At 60.3% G+C, this 17,104-nt stretch carries 17 protein-coding genes; 10 read left to right on the top strand and 7 right to left on the bottom strand.

Annotated elements, in window-relative coordinates:
* Nucleotides 1-9: 9 nt before the first annotated feature.
* From ACIQU2_RS11415 to ACIQU2_RS11395, 5 genes are all read right to left on the bottom strand, one after another.
* The gene (locus ACIQU2_RS11415) at nt 10-1,230 is read right to left on the bottom strand and encodes an electron transfer flavoprotein subunit alpha/FixB family protein (RefSeq protein WP_403140591.1); all 1,221 of its coding nucleotides are present in this window, start codon (nt 1,228-1,230) and stop codon (nt 10-12) included.
* Nucleotides 1,230-3,179, bottom strand: a complete 1,950-nt coding sequence (gene dgcB, locus ACIQU2_RS11410; protein WP_347802038.1) for a dimethylglycine demethylation protein DgcB — start codon at nt 3,177-3,179, stop codon at nt 1,230-1,232. The genes ACIQU2_RS11415 and dgcB overlap by 1 nt, the downstream gene beginning before the upstream one ends.
* Nucleotides 3,180-3,320: 141 nt before the next feature.
* Entirely contained in the window at nt 3,321-5,381 is a 2,061-nt protein-coding gene (gene dgcA / locus ACIQU2_RS11405) for a dimethylglycine demethylation protein DgcA (RefSeq protein ID WP_347802039.1), read from the bottom strand.
* A gap of 15 nt (nt 5,382-5,396) precedes the next feature.
* The gene (locus ACIQU2_RS11400) at nt 5,397-5,927 is read right to left on the bottom strand and encodes a DUF5943 domain-containing protein (protein WP_008033249.1); all 531 of its coding nucleotides are present in this window, start codon (nt 5,925-5,927) and stop codon (nt 5,397-5,399) included.
* Between the two features lie 163 nt (nt 5,928-6,090).
* Nucleotides 6,091-7,068 carry a dipeptidase gene (locus tag ACIQU2_RS11395; RefSeq protein WP_403140589.1) on the bottom strand — a complete coding sequence of 326 codons (978 nt, stop codon included), beginning with the start codon at nt 7,066-7,068 and terminating at the stop codon, nt 6,091-6,093.
* A gap of 235 nt (nt 7,069-7,303) precedes the next feature.
* Here ACIQU2_RS11395 and ACIQU2_RS11390 point away from each other — a divergent pair, with 235 nt between their 5' ends.
* The 4 genes from ACIQU2_RS11390 (at nt 7,304) to ACIQU2_RS11375 (ending at nt 8,929) form a co-directional block, all read left to right on the top strand.
* Nucleotides 7,304-7,705 (top strand): lysozyme inhibitor LprI family protein, encoded by a 402-nt coding sequence (locus tag ACIQU2_RS11390; protein ID WP_347802040.1) that lies wholly within the window; start codon nt 7,304-7,306, stop codon nt 7,703-7,705.
* A 213-nt stretch (nt 7,706-7,918) separates the two neighbouring features.
* Nucleotides 7,919-8,173: a type II toxin-antitoxin system RelE/ParE family toxin gene (locus ACIQU2_RS11385; RefSeq protein WP_403140586.1), complete on the top strand. Its 255-nt coding sequence runs from the start codon at nt 7,919-7,921 to the stop codon at nt 8,171-8,173.
* Nucleotides 8,157-8,480, top strand: coding sequence for a helix-turn-helix domain-containing protein (locus ACIQU2_RS11380; protein ID WP_403140584.1), 324 nt, complete (start codon nt 8,157-8,159; stop codon nt 8,478-8,480). Before ACIQU2_RS11385 ends, ACIQU2_RS11380 begins: the two co-directional genes overlap by 17 nt.
* A gap of 32 nt (nt 8,481-8,512) precedes the next feature.
* The gene (locus ACIQU2_RS11375) at nt 8,513-8,929 is read left to right on the top strand and encodes a DUF3010 family protein (protein ID WP_403140582.1); all 417 of its coding nucleotides are present in this window, start codon (nt 8,513-8,515) and stop codon (nt 8,927-8,929) included.
* Nucleotides 8,930-8,934: 5 nt separating this feature from the next.
* Here the strand turns inward: ACIQU2_RS11375 and ACIQU2_RS11370 are convergent, their stop codons facing one another.
* Nucleotides 8,935-9,879: a GlxA family transcriptional regulator gene (locus ACIQU2_RS11370; protein WP_403140579.1), complete on the bottom strand. Its 945-nt coding sequence runs from the start codon at nt 9,877-9,879 to the stop codon at nt 8,935-8,937.
* 208 nt (nt 9,880-10,087) lie between these two features.
* Between ACIQU2_RS11370 and ACIQU2_RS11365 the strand changes: the two genes are divergently transcribed.
* From ACIQU2_RS11365 to ACIQU2_RS11340, 6 genes are all read left to right on the top strand, one after another.
* A complete protein-coding gene (locus tag ACIQU2_RS11365; RefSeq protein ID WP_403140574.1) occupies nt 10,088-11,032 on the top strand; it encodes a choline ABC transporter substrate-binding protein in 945 nt (314 codons plus the stop codon).
* 74 nt (nt 11,033-11,106) lie between these two features.
* Complete coding sequence (locus ACIQU2_RS11360; RefSeq protein ID WP_046045300.1) at nt 11,107-11,994, top strand: 3-keto-5-aminohexanoate cleavage protein; 888 nt, start codon at nt 11,107-11,109, stop codon at nt 11,992-11,994.
* A gap of 27 nt (nt 11,995-12,021) precedes the next feature.
* Nucleotides 12,022-12,987 (top strand): L-carnitine dehydrogenase, encoded by a 966-nt coding sequence (locus ACIQU2_RS11355; RefSeq protein WP_403140570.1) that lies wholly within the window; start codon nt 12,022-12,024, stop codon nt 12,985-12,987.
* A 161-nt stretch (nt 12,988-13,148) separates the two neighbouring features.
* Complete coding sequence (locus ACIQU2_RS11350) at nt 13,149-13,625, top strand: thioesterase family protein (RefSeq protein WP_403140567.1); 477 nt, start codon at nt 13,149-13,151, stop codon at nt 13,623-13,625.
* 14 nt (nt 13,626-13,639) lie between these two features.
* Nucleotides 13,640-14,803 (top strand): gamma-butyrobetaine dioxygenase, encoded by a 1,164-nt coding sequence (locus ACIQU2_RS11345; protein ID WP_403140564.1) that lies wholly within the window; start codon nt 13,640-13,642, stop codon nt 14,801-14,803.
* 398 nt (nt 14,804-15,201) lie between these two features.
* Complete coding sequence (locus tag ACIQU2_RS11340) at nt 15,202-15,465, top strand: hypothetical protein (protein WP_347802047.1); 264 nt, start codon at nt 15,202-15,204, stop codon at nt 15,463-15,465.
* A 118-nt stretch (nt 15,466-15,583) separates the two neighbouring features.
* Here the strand turns inward: ACIQU2_RS11340 and ACIQU2_RS11335 are convergent, their stop codons facing one another.
* Nucleotides 15,584-16,687: a GlxA family transcriptional regulator gene (locus tag ACIQU2_RS11335; RefSeq protein WP_201198415.1), complete on the bottom strand. Its 1,104-nt coding sequence runs from the start codon at nt 16,685-16,687 to the stop codon at nt 15,584-15,586.
* Between the last annotated feature and the right edge of the window lie 417 nt (nt 16,688-17,104).

The raw sequence follows: 17,104 nt of genomic DNA, 5'->3' as shown, positions 1-17,104 counted from the left end.
TTCCTTTCCTTAAGCCGCATCGCGCTTGGCTTCATTGCGGTAAGCCTCTACCGCATCGATCAAGGCTTGAAGAATCTCGGCGCTCTCACCGATCACCGACAGGTCGGCCCGTTTGATCATGTCGCAGCCTGGGTCGAGGTTGATCGCCACCACCTTGTCGCAGGCACCGATGCCTTGCAGGTGCTGGATCGCCCCGGAAATCCCCACCGCCACGTAAACCCTTGCGGTAACCCAGGTGCCGGACGCACCGACCTGACGGTCGCGCGCCATGAAGCCATCGTCCACTGCCACACGGGACGCGCCTTCGGTAGCGCCCAACGCTTCGGCCGTCCTGTGGAAAAGTCCCCAGTCCTTGACCCCGTTGCCGCCGGAGAAGATGAATTCGGCTTCGGCCATCGGAATCGCCGCCGGGTCCACTGCCACTGCGCCCAAATCCTCGATGCGCGAGAGACTGCGCGCCACCGTTGTGGATAACTCCACCGGCAAGGCTTCGTGACGGGTTTCACTGACCGGTTCTGCGCATTCGACGGCGGCCAGAATCAAGCGAGCGACCGGGCGCGCTAGGTCTTGCAAACCCGCACCGGCGCGGCCGATGCACTCCTGATCCTTGACCTGCCAGACCCGCGTGGCCGGGCGTTCGCCCAGTGCTGCGGCAAAGCGTCGACCCAATTCACCGCCGCCGCTGCGGCTGTCCGGCAGCAGCCAGTGACGAGGGTTGAACTGGTTATCCACAGCCCGCAGGCCCTGGACCCGTTGTTCCGGTGCATAACCGCTGAATTCGTCGCCTTCCAGCACCAGCAAGCGATCAACGCCAGCGGTGGCGAAGGCGTTTTCTTTATGTTCACCGAAGACCACGGCCAATACCGCGCCGTCCTTGCCGGCCAACTGGTGAGCCAGACCCAGCAAGTCGCGGTCGTGGCTGCTCAAGCGGCCGCCGACCATGTCCGGCACCACGCTGATGTAAAACGCAGGTGCAGGCACTTGATGCAGCGGCAATTGGACTTCAACCGCGGCCGCGCGTTTGCTCGCCCCGCCCTGTTGAGCGCCGCTGCGATCGATTCGTTTGATCCCGTTGGGACCGATAAAACCGATGCCATGGGGATTCTTGCGGATGACGCCGTTAGGCCCCATCCAGCTGTGCTGCGCCGGTTGCATGGCCGCGTGCAGCGGGTGCAGGCGGTTGCGGGCGATCCATTCGGCGCGTGGGTCGCGGCGGATTATGTCGCTCATCAGTGGGCCTCCGCAGGTTCACGTTGGGCCGGTTTGGTCGGCTTGCTCGGGGCAGCGTCTTCGAGCAACGCGTCCGCCACCAGTTCGGCGATGTCCTTGATCAACGGTCTCGGTTCGACCACGCCTTCGAGCATCGCAGTGCATTGTGGACAACCCACAGCCACCAACTCGGCGCCGGTTTCGCGGATGTCTTCCATGCGCATGTCGGGGATCCGTTGCTTGCCCGGGATGTCGGTGATCGGCGCACCGCCGCCACCGCCGCAGCAGCGCGAGCGGAAACCGGAGCGTTGCATTTCCTTGATCTCGATACCCAGGGCGCGCAGCACTTCACGCGGCGCCTCGTATTCGCCGTTGTAGCGGCCGAGGTAGCACGGATCGTGATACGTCACGCTGCTGCCTTTGTGCTGGCCGAGGTTCAGGGCGCCAGCGCCGATGATTTCCGCCATGTAGGTGCTGTGGTGCTGCACGAGGTAGTTGCCGTCGAAGGCGCCGTACTCGTTTTTCAGCACGTGGAAGCTGTGCGGGTCGCAGGTAACGATGCGGTTGAAGCTGTATTTGGCCAGGGTCTGGATGTTGCGTTTGGCCAACAACTGGAAGGTGGCTTCGTCGCCCAGACGTCGGGCCACGTCACCGCTGTCGCGCTCTTCGAGACCCAATACCGCGAAGTCGACCTTGGCCGCTTTCAGTACTTTGACGAAGGCGCGCAAGGTGCGCTGGTTGCGCATGTCGAAGGCACCGTCGCCGACCCAGAACAGCACGTCGACCGACTTCTTCTCGCTCATCAGATTGAGGTTCAAATCCGCCGCCCAGTTCATCCGCCCGCCCGGGGCGAAGCCGCCTGGGTTGTCGGTGGCAATCAGGTTTTCCAGGACTTCTGCGCCCTTGTTCGGGGTCGCGCCTTTTTCCAGGGTCAGATGGCGGCGCATGTCGACGATGGCGTCGACGTGCTCGATCATCATCGGGCACTCCTCGACGCAGGCGCGGCAGGTGGTGCAGGACCACAAGGTTTCAGCGTCTACCAGACCGTTGACGATCGGTTGATGCGGATTACCGGCGTGTTCACCGATTGCCTTGCCTGGATACGGGCTGCCGGCGAATTTGGCATCAGTGCCACCGGCAAGGCCGACGACCATGTCCTGAATCAGTTTTTTCGGGTTCAGCGGCTGGCCGGCGGCGAATGCCGGGCACGCAGCTTCGCACTTACCGCACTGCACGCAGGCGTCGAAGCCGAGCAGTTGGTTCCAGGTGAAATCCTTGGGTTTTTCCACGCCCAGTGGCGCGTTTGGATCGTTCAGGTCCAGCGGTTTCAAACCGGTGGAACGGCCGCCACCAAAGCGTTCGGCGCGACGGTGCCAGGCCAAATGCAAGGCACCGGCGAAGGCGTGCTTCATCGGCCCGCCCCAGGTCATGCCGAAGAACAGTTCGCTAACGCCCCACAGCACACCGACGCCGAGGATCGCAGCCACCACCCAACCGCCGAAGTTTTCCGGGAGGATGCCGGCGACCGGCAGGGTCAACAGGAAGAAGCTCGCCGAGAACGCCAACAGGCTTTTCGGCAGACGCATCCACGGGCCTTTGGACAAGCGCGCCGGGGGATTGCGACGGCGCAAGTACATGAAAATCGCGCCAACGAACATCACCGCCGACATCAGCAGCAGTGCATAGCCGAGGATGCGGTTATGCAGGCCAAAGCCGTGCACCAAAATCGCCAGCACGATGGACGCCACCGCCCCACCCGCAGTCGCGACGTGGGTGTTGGCGATGTATTTGTCCCGCGCTACCACGTGGTGCAAGTCGACCATGTAGCGCTTGGGCATGGCGAACAGGCCGCCGATCAGGTCGACCTTGGAGGCTCGGCCCCGGCGCCACATAGCCACCCGCCGTAACGCGCCCAGAACCGCAAGGCCCAGGGCAGCGAACAACAGGATTGGAAGAAGGGTGTTCAACATGGTGAAGCTCCCACCAGTACATCTTGGAGAAACGCGGTCGGCGTAGGAGCTGCCGCAGGCTGCGATCTTTTGATCTGGATCTTAAAAAACAACGTCAAAAGATCGCAGCCTGCGGCAGCTCCTACAGGGGGTTAGGCTGGCTTAGAAATCCTTGCACAACCGCAGCGCGTCGTAGATCGCCGCGTGGGTGTTGCGCTGCGCCACGCAGTCGCCGATGCGGAACAGCAAGTAGCCGTCTCCCGATTGGCTCAACGATGGCTGCGGTTTGATCGCGAACAAGGCGTCGATGTCCATCTGGCCCTTGTTGCGCGACGCTTCCTTCAGGGCGTAGTAGATTTCTTCGTCCGGACGCACACCGTTTTCGACGACCACCTGGTCCACCACCCGCTCCTCTTTGGCGCCGGTGTATTCGTTTTCAAGCACCGCCACCAGCTTGTCGCCTTCGCGGTAGACCTTCTCCAGCATCATGTCCCCGGTCATGATCACTTCTTTGGGGTACATGCTGCGGTAGTACGTCGGGAACGAGGTGCCGCCAATCGCCACGCCCGGTTTGATGTCGTCGGTGACGATCTCGACCTGGCTGCCCTTGTCGGCGAGGAAGTCGGCCGTCGACATCCCGGTGAATTCGCAAATGGTGTCGTAGACCAGCACGTTCTTGCCCGGTGCAACCTTGCCATCGAGGATGTCCCAGCTGCTGACCACCAGGCCTTCAGCCGCGCCCCAGTGCTCGTTCTGCTCCAGGAATGGATGGCCGCCGACGGCGAGTACCACCACGTCCGGACGCAGGTCGAGAATGGTTGCCGCATCGGCCGCCACGCCGAGGCGCAGGTCGACTTTCAAACGCGCCAGCTCAAGCTGGAACCAGCGCGTAATACCGGCAATCTGGTCCCGTTGCGGGGCTTTCGAGGCGGTGGTGATCTGGCCACCGATGAATTCTTTCTTCTCGAACAGGGTCACGTCGTGGCCACGTTCGGCCGACACTCGCGCGGCTTCCATCCCGGCAGGACCGGCACCGACGACGACTACCTTGCGCTTCACACCGGTCGACTTCTCGATGATGTGCGGCACGCCCATGTATTCACGGGAGGTCGCAGCGTTCTGGATGCACAACACGTCCAGACCCTGATATTGACGGTCGATGCAGTAGTTGGCGCCGACGCATTGCCTGATCTGGTCGACCTGGCCCATTTTGATCTTGGCGATCAGGTGCGGGTCGGCGATGTGAGCGCGGGTCATACCGACCATATCCACGTAGCCGCCTTCCAGAATACGGGTCGCCTGGTTCGGGTCCTTGATGTTCTGCGCGTGCAAAACAGGGGCCTTGACCACTTCTTTGATACCGGCAGCCAGGTGCAGGAACGGCTCCGGTGGATAACTCATGTTCGGGATAACGTTGGCCAGGGTGTTATGGGTGTCGCAACCCGAACCCACCACGCCGATGAAGTCGATCATGCCGGTGTCATCGTAGTACTTGGCGATCTGCTTCATGTCCTCGTGGGACAAGCCGTCCGGGTGGAATTCGTCACCGCACAGACGAATGCCGACGCAGAAATCCGGGCCGACTTCAGCCCGCACAGCCTTGATCACTTCCAGGCCGAAACGCATGCGGTTCTCGAAACTGCCGCCCCACTCGTCGGTGCGTTTGTTGACCCGCGGACTCCAGAACTGGTCGATCATGTGTTGGTGCACGGCGGACAATTCGACGCCGTCCAGGCCACCGGCCTTGGCGCGGCCAGCCGCAGTGGCGTAGTTGCCGATTACCCGCCAGATTTCTTCAGGCTCGATGGTTTTGCAGGTCGCACGGTGCACCGGCTCACGGATGCCCGACGGCGACAGCAGGGTTGGCCAATGCTCGCCGTCCCAACGGGAACGACGGCCCATGTGGGTAATCTGGATCATGATCTTGGCGCCATGCTTGTGCATGGCATCGGCCAGGTTCTGGAAGTGCGGAATGATCCGGTCGTCGGCCAGGTTGACCGACTTCCACCAGCCTTGCGGGCTGTCGATGGCCACACTGGAGGAACCGCCGCAAATCGCCAGGCCGATCCCGCCCTTGGCTTTCTCTTCGTAATACTTGACGTACCGGTCGGTGGTCATGCCGCCGTCGGTGGCATAGACCTCGGCGTGCGCGGTGCTGAGCACGCGGTTGCGGATGGTCAGTTTGCCGATCTGGATCGGCTGGAACATTGCTTCGAAAGCCATGGCGGGTTCCTCGACTTACAACGGCTTGACGGTGAACAGGCCGTCGTCGTGGCCTTCTTCGGAGCCACCGTAAACCTGTTCGGCAACGGTGCGGATCTTGCTGCCGCGGGCTTGCAGAATCTGGTCCATGGCACCGGCAAACCAGCCAGTGAACATGTAGTCGACCTTGCGACCGACCTTGCCGTACACGTAGACGAACGCCGAGTGTTCAAGCTTGACGCTGGCAGTGCCTTTGTCGAGGTCGATGTCCTGGATCTTGAACAGGCCCCAGCCGCGCTGCGACAGACGCTTCATGTAGTGCTCGAACACCGCAACGCCTTCCAGGCCGTGGCATTCAGCTTCTTTCTCACACCAGTGCCAGGCGGATTTGTAGCCGGCCTTGTAGAGGATTTCGGCGTAGGCGTCGGCGCCCAGCACTTCCTCGATGCCCATGTGGTTGTTGACAAAGAAGTGACGCGGTACGTACAGCATTGGCAGGGCGTCGGAGGTCCAGACACCGGTTTCGCTGTCGACTTCGATTGGCAATTGCGGGGCGATCTTGGCCATGGAAACTTAACTCCAGAAAAATTCGTTGTGTGTTTTGCGTAGCAGCTGCCGAGGTACGAGGCTGCGTTGCGTGTCCGTAGGACCGCCCTCGGGGGCCGCTTCGCAGCCCGACGCAGCCTCGTACCTCGGCAGCTGCTACAAGGGATCGTTGTTCAAAGTGGGGTTACTCGCCCCAGACGTCCTTGAGGACGTTGACCCAGTTCTCGCCCATGATCTTGCGGACCACGCGCTCGGAATGGCTGCGCTTGAGCAGGGTTTCGGTCAGGTTCGGGAACTCGCCGACGGTGCGGATGCCCAGCGGGTTGATGATCTTGCCGAAGCTGGTCAGACGGCGGGCGTAGCCCTTGTCATGGGTCAGGTACTCGAAGAAGTCCTGGCCATGGCCCTGGGTGAAGTCGGTGCCGATGCCGATGGCGTCTTCGCCGACGATGTTCATGGTGTATTCGATGGCTTCGGCGTAATCGTCGATGGTCGAATCGATGCCCTTGGCCAGGAACGGCGCGAACATGGTCACGCCGACGAAACCGCCGTGGTCGGCGATGAACTTCAGTTCTTCATCGGACTTGTTGCGCGGGTGAATTTTCAGACCCGACGGCAGGCAGTGGGAGTAGCAAACCGGTTTCTTCGATTCGAGGATGACTTCTTCGGAAGTCTTGGAACCCACGTGGGACAGGTCGCACATGACCCCGACGCGGTTCATCTCGGCGACGATTTCACGACCGAAACCCGACAGGCCGCCATCGCGCTCGTAGCAGCCGGTACCGACCAGGTTTTGGGTGTTGTAGCACATCTGCACGATACCGACGCCGAGCTGCTTGAAAACCTCGACGTAGCCGATCTGGTCTTCAAAGGCGTGAGCATTCTGGAAGCCGAAGAGGATGCCGGTTTTGCCCTGCTCCTTGGCCTTGCGAATATCGGCGGTGGTGCGCACTGGAATCACCAGGTCGCTGTTCTCGCGGATCAGCTTCTGGCTGGCGGCGATATTGTTGACGGTGGCCTGGAAGCCCTCCCACACCGACACGGTGCAGTTGGCCGCGGTCAGACCGCCCTTGCGCATGTCTTCGAACAGCTCACGGTTCCACTTGGCAATAATCAGCCCGTCGATAACGATGCTGTCGGCGTGCAATTCGGCTGGGCTCATCAGGCTGTCCCCTATTAGCGATTCATGCGCCGAATCGTGTGTCGGCGCTTTGGGGCCAGCATATGCCTGAGGGAGGGGGCAGCCGGGTGCAAAAACGACAGGGGGTTTGCCGAAAGCGTCAATCCGCGACAAAGGGTCGTCGCCGGACGTCATGGGCCACCTGTTCAAGGGCTTGCGCATGGGCCAGAATTCGCTCCATTACTGGATATTTCACTGAATAAGGGGCGGCGACGTAATGAAATCGATCTTCCTGGCGTTAGCACTGATAGCCACCGGCGTACACGCGGCGGAAGAGTCCGACGACAATCCCTGCGACAAAGTCGAAAACGAGGTCCAGACCCTGGAATGCTCGGTCTACGGCAGAACCACCGCCGAAGACCTGCTGAGCGAAAACTACAAAAGCCTGACCGAGCGCATGCAGACGCTCTACGGCAAAAACCCTGCGCAACTGACCGACATCACCGCCAAGCTCAAGGCGGCGCAACAGCAATGGCTGAAGACGCGTGATGCGGATTGCGCGGTTGAGGCGTTTCCGGCGACGACCGGTAGCAAGGCATTCACCATCGCGCAGAATGATTGCGTGGCGCGAATGAGTGATGAGCGGTCGGAGTTTTTGGAGTCGATTGGGCAGGAGTGAACCTTATCGTCCGTCGGAAGCTGGTGCTGTCGCCAGCTTTCTAACCGCAAGAAATGACCTTTCCCACAAGCAGTTTTCATCACGCCTACAACCGCCCTTTAGCTCACTAAACGACCGTTTCAGTCGGGCAACATGCCGACACGTTTCGTTTGTTTGCGACCTGTAAAATATAAGTAAAGATTAGCAAATCTTATAAAAGACTTATATTCTCCTATGAACAGCATCCACTGGACTCGAAAGGCCGTTAAGCAGCTTCTGAAATTGCATTCCGCTCATCAGATCCAGGTTCGTGATGCCGTCACGGTGCTGGCTGACATGCCTGATGTGGGCAACGTCAAAGCACTGGTTGGTCATGATTACGCCTACCGTCTGCGAGTCGGCAATTATCGGATCATGTTCGACTGGGATGGCGCAATTAAAGTGATCAGTATTCAAGAGGTCAAAAAACGCGATGAGCGCACCTACTGACATTCAAATTATTAATGACGCTGACGGAAACCCCGCCTTCGTGGTTATCCCATACGCGCAATACGTGGCGCATAAAATCGAGCCCGACCTGATCCCTCATGAGGTGGTCAGCCGTATCGTCGACGGCGCAACACCAATTCGCGCCTGGCGCGAACATCTGAACCTTACTCAGGATGAAGTGGCCAAACGCATGGGTATCTCCCAACCGGCCTTCGCCCAGCAGGAGACTGTCGCCAAGCCGCGCAAGGCCACTCGTGAAAAAATCGCCGCAGCTTTTGGCATCAAAGCCAATCAACTCGAGCTGTAAGCTGCACTCCACTAACGAGGAAAGGGACTCAAATGAAAATCTGCGGCATCGAAATCAAAGGCAGCGAAGCAATCATTGCCGTGGCCTCTCTCGACGGTCAGGCGCTGAGCCACGTCGCTTTAGCCACCAAGAAAATCGCCCTCGACGATGACGACGAAGCGCCGAACGTCAAAGTTTTTGCCGCTCAGGTGGCGTCGTTTGTGCGCGAGAACTCCATCGACCGGATCGCGATCAAGAAGCGCAGCAAGAAAGGTGAGTTCGCCGGTGGGCCGACCACGTTCAAGATCGAGGGTGTTTTCCAGATGCTGGAAAATTGCGAGGTCACGCTGCTGTCGCCACAGACCATCAACGCGCAGAACAAGAAGTTCAACTTTGAACTGCCGGGCACACTGAACAAGTATCAGCATGAGGCTTACAAAGCAGCGTGCTCGGCGCTGATGAAAAAATAACTCATTCATGCTTGGGCGGTGCGGCGATCTTCCCGCGGGCACCGCGCAAAACGCGCCCGATAACTACGGGTGAAATACGACGGTGATTCAAACCCGCAGGCAATACTCACCTCCAGCACGCTCATGTCCGTCTGCCGCAGCAACTGCCGCGCTTTCTCCAGCCGTAAGCGCAGGTAGAAATTGCTCGGCGTGTCGTTCAGGTGCAGGCGAAACAATCGCTCCAACTGCCGCCGCGTCACCTTGATCGATTCGGCTAACGCCAATGTGCTCAACGGTGGTTCGCTGTGCTGCTCCATCTCACCGATCACCTGCACCAGTTTCTTGTTGCTGATGCCATAACGCGTGGCGACTTCCATGCGCTGGTGGTCTTTGCGTGGGCGGATGCGGCCGAGCACAAATTGCTCGCTGACCTGGATCGCCAGTTCCGGGCCGTGGGCCTGGCTGATGAGGTCGAGCATCAGGTCGATGGAAGCGGTGCCGCCGGCGGAGGTAATGCGCCGGCGGTCGATCTCGAACAGCTCCTGAGTGACGCTGAGCTGTGGATAGGACTCCTTGAACGCGTCGATGGCTTCCCAGTGCAGGGTCAGGCGATGGCCGTCGAGCAGGCCGGCTTCGGCGAGGACGAAACTGCCGGTGTCGATGGCACCGAGGGTCACGCCTTCGTTGTCCAGACGGCGCAACCAGTGTTCCAGCGCCGGGGTTGCGAATTTCAGGGGTTCGAAGCCGGCGACCACCAATAGCGTTGCGCCTTTCTTCAGCGGTTCCAGCGCCGCATCGGCGTTGACCGACATGCCGTTGCTGGCCAGCACCGCCCCGCCGTCCGCACTGAGCACATGCCAGCGGTAAAGCTCGCCACGAAAGCGATTGGCGACCCGCAACGGCTCGATGGCCGAGATGAAACCGATGGCCGAGAAACCCGGCATCAACAAGAAGTAGAAATCCTGGGACATGGAGCGCACTCGATGGCAGGTAGCGAGAAGGCGGGAAGCGTGTGGACGTTGATACGCCACTTGCCGGCGGCATTCAAGAGCGCAGGTCGCTGCAGTGCAAGAGCTGGTCGCCGCAGTGCGTTTCAGCAGGGCTTGAGCTGCGTAACTTGGCATCACCGGCGCACGAAGACGACCGGACCCACAATAACGACCTGCCGAGGAACCCGACATGAAACGACTGATCAGCAGCTGTGTTCTTGCACTCAGCGGTACCGCTTTCTTGAGCGCCAGCGTCATGGCGGCCGAACCTGCTTCATGCCAGAACGTGCGCATGGGCGTTGTGAACTGGACCGACGTGATCGCCACCAGTGCCATGACCCAAGTCCTGCTCGATGGCCTCGGCTACAACACCAAACAAACCAGCGCTTCCCAGCAAATCATCTTCGCCGGGATCCGCGACCAGCGCCTGGACTTGTTCCTGGGCTACTGGAACCCGCTGATGACCCAGACCATCACGCCGTTCGTCGCGGCCAATCAGGTCAAGGTGCTTGAGGCGCCAAGCCTGAAAGACGCCCGTGCCACCCTCGCCGTACCGACTTACCTCGCCGACAAGGGCCTGAAAACCTTCGCCGACATCGCCAAGTTCGAGAAAGAATTGGGCGGCAAGATCTACGGCATCGAGCCAGGTTCGGGCGCCAACACCCAGATCAAGGCGATGATCGCCAAGAACCAGTTTGGCCTCGGCAAGTTCCAGTTGGTCGAGTCCAGTGAGGCTGGCATGCTCGCGGCGGTGGATCGCGCCGTGCGACGCAAAGAGGCCGTGGTGTTCTTCGGCTGGGCGCCGCATCCGATGAACGTCAACGTGAAGATGACGTACCTCACCGGCAGCGAAGACGCCCTGGGCCCGAACGAAGGCATGGCCACGGTCTGGACCGTCACCTCGCCGAATTACGCGCAGCAGTGCCCGAACATCGGTCGTTTGCTGAGCAACCTGACCTACACCGCCGAAGACGAGAGCCGGATGATGCAGCCATTGCTGGATCACAAGGACGCCTTCGAGTCGGCCAAGCAATGGCTGAAAGATCACCCGCAAGACAAGCAACGCTGGCTCGAAGGCGTGACCACCTTCGATGGCAAACCCGCTGCTGAAAACCTGCAACTGACGACCAAATAAACCCGATTGAACCACCGACTCGCAGCCCGACCGGGCTGCGAACGGAATCATCACGCCTGCAAGGAACCCGCCTCATGAACCACGACGTCATCATCACCTGCGCACTCACCGGTGCTGGCGACACGACCAGCAAGAGCCCACACGTGCCGGTCACCCCGAAACAAATCGCCGCGGCCGCCGTGGAAGCCGCCAAGGCCGGCGCCACCGTGGTCCACTGCCACGTGCGTAACCCCGAAACCGGCAAATTCAGCCGTGATGTAGCGCTGTATCGCGAAGTGATGGAGCGCATCCGCGAGGCGGACGTCGACATCATCGTCAACCTCACCGCTGGCATGGGTGGCGACCTGGAAATCGGCGCGGGCGAGAACCCGATGGAGTTCGGCCCGAACACCGACCTGGTCGGTCCGCTGACCCGTCTGGCCCACGTTGAAGAGCTGCTACCGGAAATCTGCACCCTCGATTGCGGCACCCTGAACTTTGGCGACGGGGACACCATTTACGTGTCCACCCCGGCGCAACTCCGTTCCGGCGCGAAGCGAATTCAAGAGCTGGGCGTGAAAGCCGAGCTGGAAATTTTCGACACTGGTCACCTGTGGTTCGCCAAGCAGATGATCAAGGAAGGGTTGCTCGATGACCCGCTGTTCCAACTTTGCCTGGGCATCCCGTGGGGCGCGCCGGCCGACACCACCACCATGAAGGCCATGGTCGACAACCTGCCTGCCAATGCGGTCTGGGCCGGTTTCGGCATCGGTCGCATGCAAATGCCGATGGCTGCGCAAGCGGTGCTGCTTGGCGGCAACGTGCGGGTCGGCCTGGAAGACAACATCTGGCTGGACAAGGGCGTACTGGCGACCAACGGCCAACTGGTCGAACGCGCCTCGGAAATCCTCAGCCGTCTCGGCGCCCGTGTTCTGACGCCGGCGGAAGGCCGGGCAAAAATGGGCCTGACCAAGCGCGGTTAATCGACCTTTTCAAATTCTGGAATTGCCATGACTTTTATCACCGAAATCAAAACCTTCGCCGCCCTGGGCAGCGGTGTCATCGGCAGCGGTTGGGTGTCTCGCGCCCTCGCCCACGGCCTCGACGTGGTGGCCTGGGACCCGGCGCCCGGTGCCGAAGCCGCGCTGCGCAAACGCGTCGCCAATGCCTGGGGTGCTTTGGAGAAACAGGGCCTTGCGCCGGGTGCATCGCAGGATCGGCTGCGCTTTGTCGCAACCATTGAAGAATGCGTTCGCGACGCGGATTTCATTCAGGAAAGCGCCCCTGAGCGTCTGGACCTGAAACTGGAACTACACGCCAAAATCAGCGCAGCGGCCAAACCCAATGCCTTGATCGGTTCCAGTACTTCCGGCCTGTTGCCGAGCGAGTTCTACGAGAGTTCGACGCACCCGGAACGCTGCGTCGTCGGGCACCCGTTCAACCCGGTTTATCTGCTGCCGCTGGTGGAAGTGGTTGGCGGCAAAAACACCGCCCCGCAAGCCGTTCAAGCGGCAATGAAAGTCTATGAATCCCTGGGCATGCGTCCGCTGCATGTGCGCAAGGAAGTACCCGGTTTTATCGCCGACCGCTTGCTCGAAGCGCTGTGGCGTGAGGCGCTGCACCTGGTTAACGACGGTGTGGCGACCACCGGTGAAATCGATGATGCGATCCGCTTTGGTGCGGGCCTGCGCTGGTCGTTCATGGGCACGTTCTTGACGTACACCCTGGCGGGTGGCGATGCGGGCATGCGGCACTTCATGGCGCAATTCGGGCCGGCGTTGCAGTTGCCGTGGACGTATCTGCCGGCGCCGGAGCTGACGGACAAGTTGATCGATGATGTAGTGGATGGCACCAGTGATCAGTTGGGCACACACAGCATTTCGGCGCTGGAGCGCTATCGTGATGATTGCTTGCTGGCGGTGCTGGAGGCGGTGAAGACCACCAAGGCCAAACATGGCATGGCGTTTAGCGAATAAACCAAGTCAGGGGCCAGCAGGTCTGGCCTCATCGCGGGCAAGCCCGCTCCCACAGGGATCTACTGAGTGGCATAGATTGTATATCCACCTCAAATCACTGTGGGAGCGGGCTTGCCCGCGATAGCGACAGCCCAGACACCACCAACGCTGGATCACTCACCATGCCCACCCTAACCACCTACCAAACCAAAATCATCCCCGACTGGGTCGATTACAACGGCCACCTGCGCGATGCCTTCTACCTGCTCATCTTCAGCTACGCCACCGACGCGCTGATGGATCGTCTGGGCATGGACAGCAGCAACCGCGAAGCCAGCGGCAATTCGCTGTTTACCCTCGAACTGCACCTCAATTACCTGCACGAAGTGAAGCTCGACGCCGACGTCGAAGTGCACACCCAAATCATCGGCCACGACAGCAAACGCCTGCACCTCTATCACAGCCTGCATCTGGCGGGGGATGAGAAGGAATTGGCGGGCAACGAGCAAATGTTGCTGCACGTCGATCTTGCCGGGCCGCGCTCCGCACCGTTCAGCGAAGACACCTTGAGCAAGCTGCAAGCCCTCGTCGCCGAGCAAACCGACCTTCCCGCCCCCGACTACATTGGCCGAGTGATCGCGTTACCCCCTAAAAAATAACAAGGAGATCGCCATTGAACACCGCCGCCGCTTTTGCCGACTTCCGTATCTACCCGTTGATCAGCGCGTTGACCGCCGTACACACCCTGGCGGACCGAATTCAAGTGAAGTGGGCCGATGACCGTGTCAGCCCCTTTCATCATCAGTGGCTGCGGGACAACTGTCCGTGCCCGCTGTGCGTCTACACCGTGACCCGCGAGCAAGTGCTGGAAATCGTCGACGTCGCCGAAAACCTGAAGCCCTCGGACGTCAGCATTGATGCCGAAGGCTGCCTGCGTGTCGATTGGCAGGACGGCCATCTCAGCCGCTTCGATCCTGGCTGGTTACGGGCCCACGCCTACGACGATGAGTCCCGCGCCGAACGCCGGGCATCCAAGCCAATAAGCCAGCTCTGGAACAGCCACCTGACGCTGCCGGTGTTCGAATACCAGGCGTTGATGAACGACAACGACGCCTTGCTGCAATGGCTGCTGGCCGTGCGCGATACCGGCCTGACTCGGGTCCGCGGAATGCCCACCGAGCCGGGCTCGTTGAAGCTGATTGCCCAGCGGATTTCCTTCATCCGCGAGAGCAATTTTGGCGTGCTGTTCAACGTGCAATCCAAGGCCGATGCCGACAGCAATGCTTACACCGCTTTCAACCTGCCGCTGCACAGCGACCTGCCAACCCGGGAGTTACAACCGGGGCTGCAATTTCTGCATTGCCTGGTGAATGACGCCGAGGGTGGCGAGAGTATTTTCGTCGACGGTTTTGCCATTGCCGAAGCCTTGCGTCAGGAAGATCCCGAGGCGTTTAAAAGCCTCTGCGAAATCCCTGTGGAATTCCGCAACAAAGACCGCCACAGCGACTACCGCTGTCTCGCGCCGATCATCGCGCTGGATGCCTTTGGGCAGGTTTCGGAAATCCGCATGGCGAATTTTCTGCGTGGTCCGTTCGATGCGTCGGTCGAGCAGATGCCCGCTCTCTATCACGCCTACCGCCGCTTTATTGCGATGACCCGGGAAACGCGATTCCGCGTGATGACGCGGTTAAATGCCGGCGAAATGTGGTGTTTCGACAACCGCCGCACCCTCCACGCCCGCAACGCCTTCGACCCCGCCACCGGCGCCCGGCATTTTCAGGGTTGCTATGTCGACCGTGATGAATTGTTGTCGCGCATTCTCGTGCTGCAGCGTTAAACCGCGTCATCGTTCATCGCGAGCAAGCTCGCTCCCACAGGGATCTGCAGCGGACACAGTATTTGTGTACGACACAGTTCCAATGTGGGAGCGAGCTTGCTCGCGATGGCGTCAGTCCAATCAACACTTCCACACCTGATTCACAGGCAAAAAAAACCCCGATCAAGCCGTGACAGGATCGGGGCAGAGGTGGGTACTGTTGAGGAGCCGTTGCGCGAGGGTGACCAAACCTTCGTGAAGCCAGCTGATCCCAGTGTGCCCACTCTCCTCCTGCGCAAGTTAGCCGAAAACGACCTGTTCATAGGTATTGCGGCCATTGCGACAAATCGTCCTTGCCGCCACTCCGTACCCCTACGAGAATCGAGCCACGACACCGTTCCCTGAAGAAGGATTGCGTCATGATGTACGCCGATTTGATTGACCAGGAAGACCTGTTGGGCCAGCTCAAGGCGTTAGGATTTGCAATACCCCCTGGTGCAACCGCTGAGCAGGCCTGCGAATGCGCGGTACGGGGTTTGAACAACGAACGGGCAACGGAACTGCGGACAATGGTCAAGCAGATGTACACCAGCAGCGCGACCATCCTGCCGGCCGTGCGCCAGGCCATCGACAAGCAATTGCTGCCCGCGTTGGCGGAGTATCAGCAGAGTCGTAGCGCCTGATAGAACCCATCGCGAGCAAGCTCGCTCCTACAGTTGACCGCATTCCCCTGAGAGAACTCGGTCAATGTGGGAGCGAGCTTGCTCCGGGCGGCGTTCCGACGATGAAGCCAACCCGGTCTTAGAGCCTTACGCTAGCGAAAGTCGACTCATTACGCGCCTGACTCAACGCCGACAACGGCCCCGACAATGGCGACAGCACCAGTGCCTGCGGCAGTGGCATCATCGCCACTTGTTGCGTGGTGTTGGACCCTACGCGCTCGTCACGCGGCGGGATGCCGAAGTATTCGCGGTAGCACTTGGAGAAGTGTGGCGTGGACACGAAGCCACACACCGATGCCACTTCGATGATCGACATCGGCGTTTGCTTGAGCAGCTGCCGGGCGCGGATCAAGCGCAGTTTCAGGTAATAACGCGATGGCGAGCAGTGCAGGTATTTCTGGAACAGCCGCTCCAGCTGACGACGCGACACGGCGACGTACACCGCCAGTTCGTCGAGGTCGATCGGCTCTTCGAGGTTGGCCTCCATCAGCGCGACGATTTCCTGCAACTTCGGCTGGTTGGTGCCGAGCATGTGCTTGAGCGGCACACGCTGGTGATCCTGCTCGTTGCGGATGCGCTCGTAGACGAACATTTCCGAAATCGCGGCCGACAGTTCACGACCGTGATCGCGGCTGATCAGGTGCAGCATCATGTCCAGCGGCGCGGTGCCGCCGGAGCTGGTGAAACGGTTACGGTCGAGGGTGAACAGACGGGTACTCATGGCCACACGCGGGAACGCTTCCTGCATCGAGGCCAGGCACTCCCAGTGCACACTGCAATCGAAACCATCCAGCAGGCCGGCGCACGCCAGGGCCCAGCTGCCGGTGCAGACCGCACCGAGACGACGGGACTGACGCGCCTGGCTTTGCAGCCACGAAACGTGTTCACGGGTAACAGTGCGCTGGATGCCGATACCGCCGCAGACAATGATGGTGTCCAGGGCAGGTGCTTTGTGCATGGAGCAGTCGGGAGTGATTTGCAGACCGTCACTGGCCCAGACCTGACCACCGTCGACGGTGAGTGTGGTCCAGCGATACAGCTCGCGGCCGGACAGTTGGTTGGCCATGCGCAGGGGTTCTACTGCGGAGGCCAGAGAAATAAGCGTGAAATTGTCCAGCAGCAAAAAGCCGATGGATTGAGGCGCACGGTTCTGGGGTTGGGCCCCGGAGTTGAACGTCGTCATCGCGGTATCTCCTCACACAAAGCGGGTGATGGCCTCAGGCGGAGGCTCTTGTTATTGCCATCGTTCTCGCGTGGGAGACGGGCTTTGTAATGACAGAGCAAATGCCATGCCTAAAGTTGAATGGCCGTTCAATAACTCCTGAAAACGACGTCGCGCCGCGTCTATATAAGCCGCGCCGCGAGTGGGGGTTATAAGTGCCATTATCGGCGGGAGGCGCTCTGCCCAGTTGGGCGTGAGCAAATCGGTAGCACTTGTGGGAACAGGGCTACAGCGACCTGGTAAAGAGTGTCACCGCAAGCACAGGTGACAGGCGGTAATGGCCAGCTTGGATCCCGGATCTCCGGCAAGTGGCTTATCTGTAAGCGACGCGCCAAAACGTGGCGCGTTTTGGATTGGGTGTTCACTTAGCGCGCAGTT

The sequence above is a fragment of the Pseudomonas sp. NPDC098740 genome, from assembly GCF_044760065.1.
Classification (GTDB): Bacteria; Pseudomonadota; Gammaproteobacteria; order Pseudomonadales; family Pseudomonadaceae; genus Aquipseudomonas; species Aquipseudomonas rossensis.
Note: the sequence above shows the minus strand (reverse complement) of the source record. Positions and strands in the feature narration are given on the sequence as shown.

Excerpts from the sequence above, each read along its gene's own strand:
- ACIQU2_RS11360 (WP_046045300.1), top strand. The coding sequence starts at position 11,107 with ATGAACCACGACGTCATCATCACCTGCGCACTCACCGGTGCTGGCGAC.
- ACIQU2_RS11365 (WP_403140574.1), top strand. The coding sequence starts at position 10,088 with ATGAAACGACTGATCAGCAGCTGTGTTCTTGCACTCAGCGGTACCGCT.
- ACIQU2_RS11415 (WP_403140591.1), bottom strand. The coding sequence starts at position 1,230 with ATGAGCGACATAATCCGCCGCGACCCACGCGCCGAATGGATCGCCCGC.
- ACIQU2_RS11385 (WP_403140586.1), top strand. The coding sequence starts at position 7,919 with ATGAACAGCATCCACTGGACTCGAAAGGCCGTTAAGCAGCTTCTGAAA.
- ACIQU2_RS11380 (WP_403140584.1), top strand. The coding sequence starts at position 8,157 with ATGAGCGCACCTACTGACATTCAAATTATTAATGACGCTGACGGAAAC.
- ACIQU2_RS11370 (WP_403140579.1), bottom strand. The coding sequence starts at position 9,879 with ATGTCCCAGGATTTCTACTTCTTGTTGATGCCGGGTTTCTCGGCCATC.
- ACIQU2_RS11375 (WP_403140582.1), top strand. The coding sequence starts at position 8,513 with ATGAAAATCTGCGGCATCGAAATCAAAGGCAGCGAAGCAATCATTGCC.
- ACIQU2_RS11335 (WP_201198415.1), bottom strand. The coding sequence starts at position 16,687 with ATGACGACGTTCAACTCCGGGGCCCAACCCCAGAACCGTGCGCCTCAA.
- ACIQU2_RS11340 (WP_347802047.1), top strand. The coding sequence starts at position 15,202 with ATGATGTACGCCGATTTGATTGACCAGGAAGACCTGTTGGGCCAGCTC.
- ACIQU2_RS11395 (WP_403140589.1), bottom strand. The coding sequence starts at position 7,068 with ATGAGCCCAGCCGAATTGCACGCCGACAGCATCGTTATCGACGGGCTG.
- ACIQU2_RS11350 (WP_403140567.1), top strand. The coding sequence starts at position 13,149 with ATGCCCACCCTAACCACCTACCAAACCAAAATCATCCCCGACTGGGTC.
- dgcB (WP_347802038.1), bottom strand. The coding sequence starts at position 3,179 with ATGTTGAACACCCTTCTTCCAATCCTGTTGTTCGCTGCCCTGGGCCTT.
- ACIQU2_RS11355 (WP_403140570.1), top strand. The coding sequence starts at position 12,022 with ATGACTTTTATCACCGAAATCAAAACCTTCGCCGCCCTGGGCAGCGGT.
- ACIQU2_RS11390 (WP_347802040.1), top strand. The coding sequence starts at position 7,304 with ATGAAATCGATCTTCCTGGCGTTAGCACTGATAGCCACCGGCGTACAC.
- dgcA (WP_347802039.1), bottom strand. The coding sequence starts at position 5,381 with ATGGCTTTCGAAGCAATGTTCCAGCCGATCCAGATCGGCAAACTGACC.
- ACIQU2_RS11400 (WP_008033249.1), bottom strand. The coding sequence starts at position 5,927 with ATGGCCAAGATCGCCCCGCAATTGCCAATCGAAGTCGACAGCGAAACC.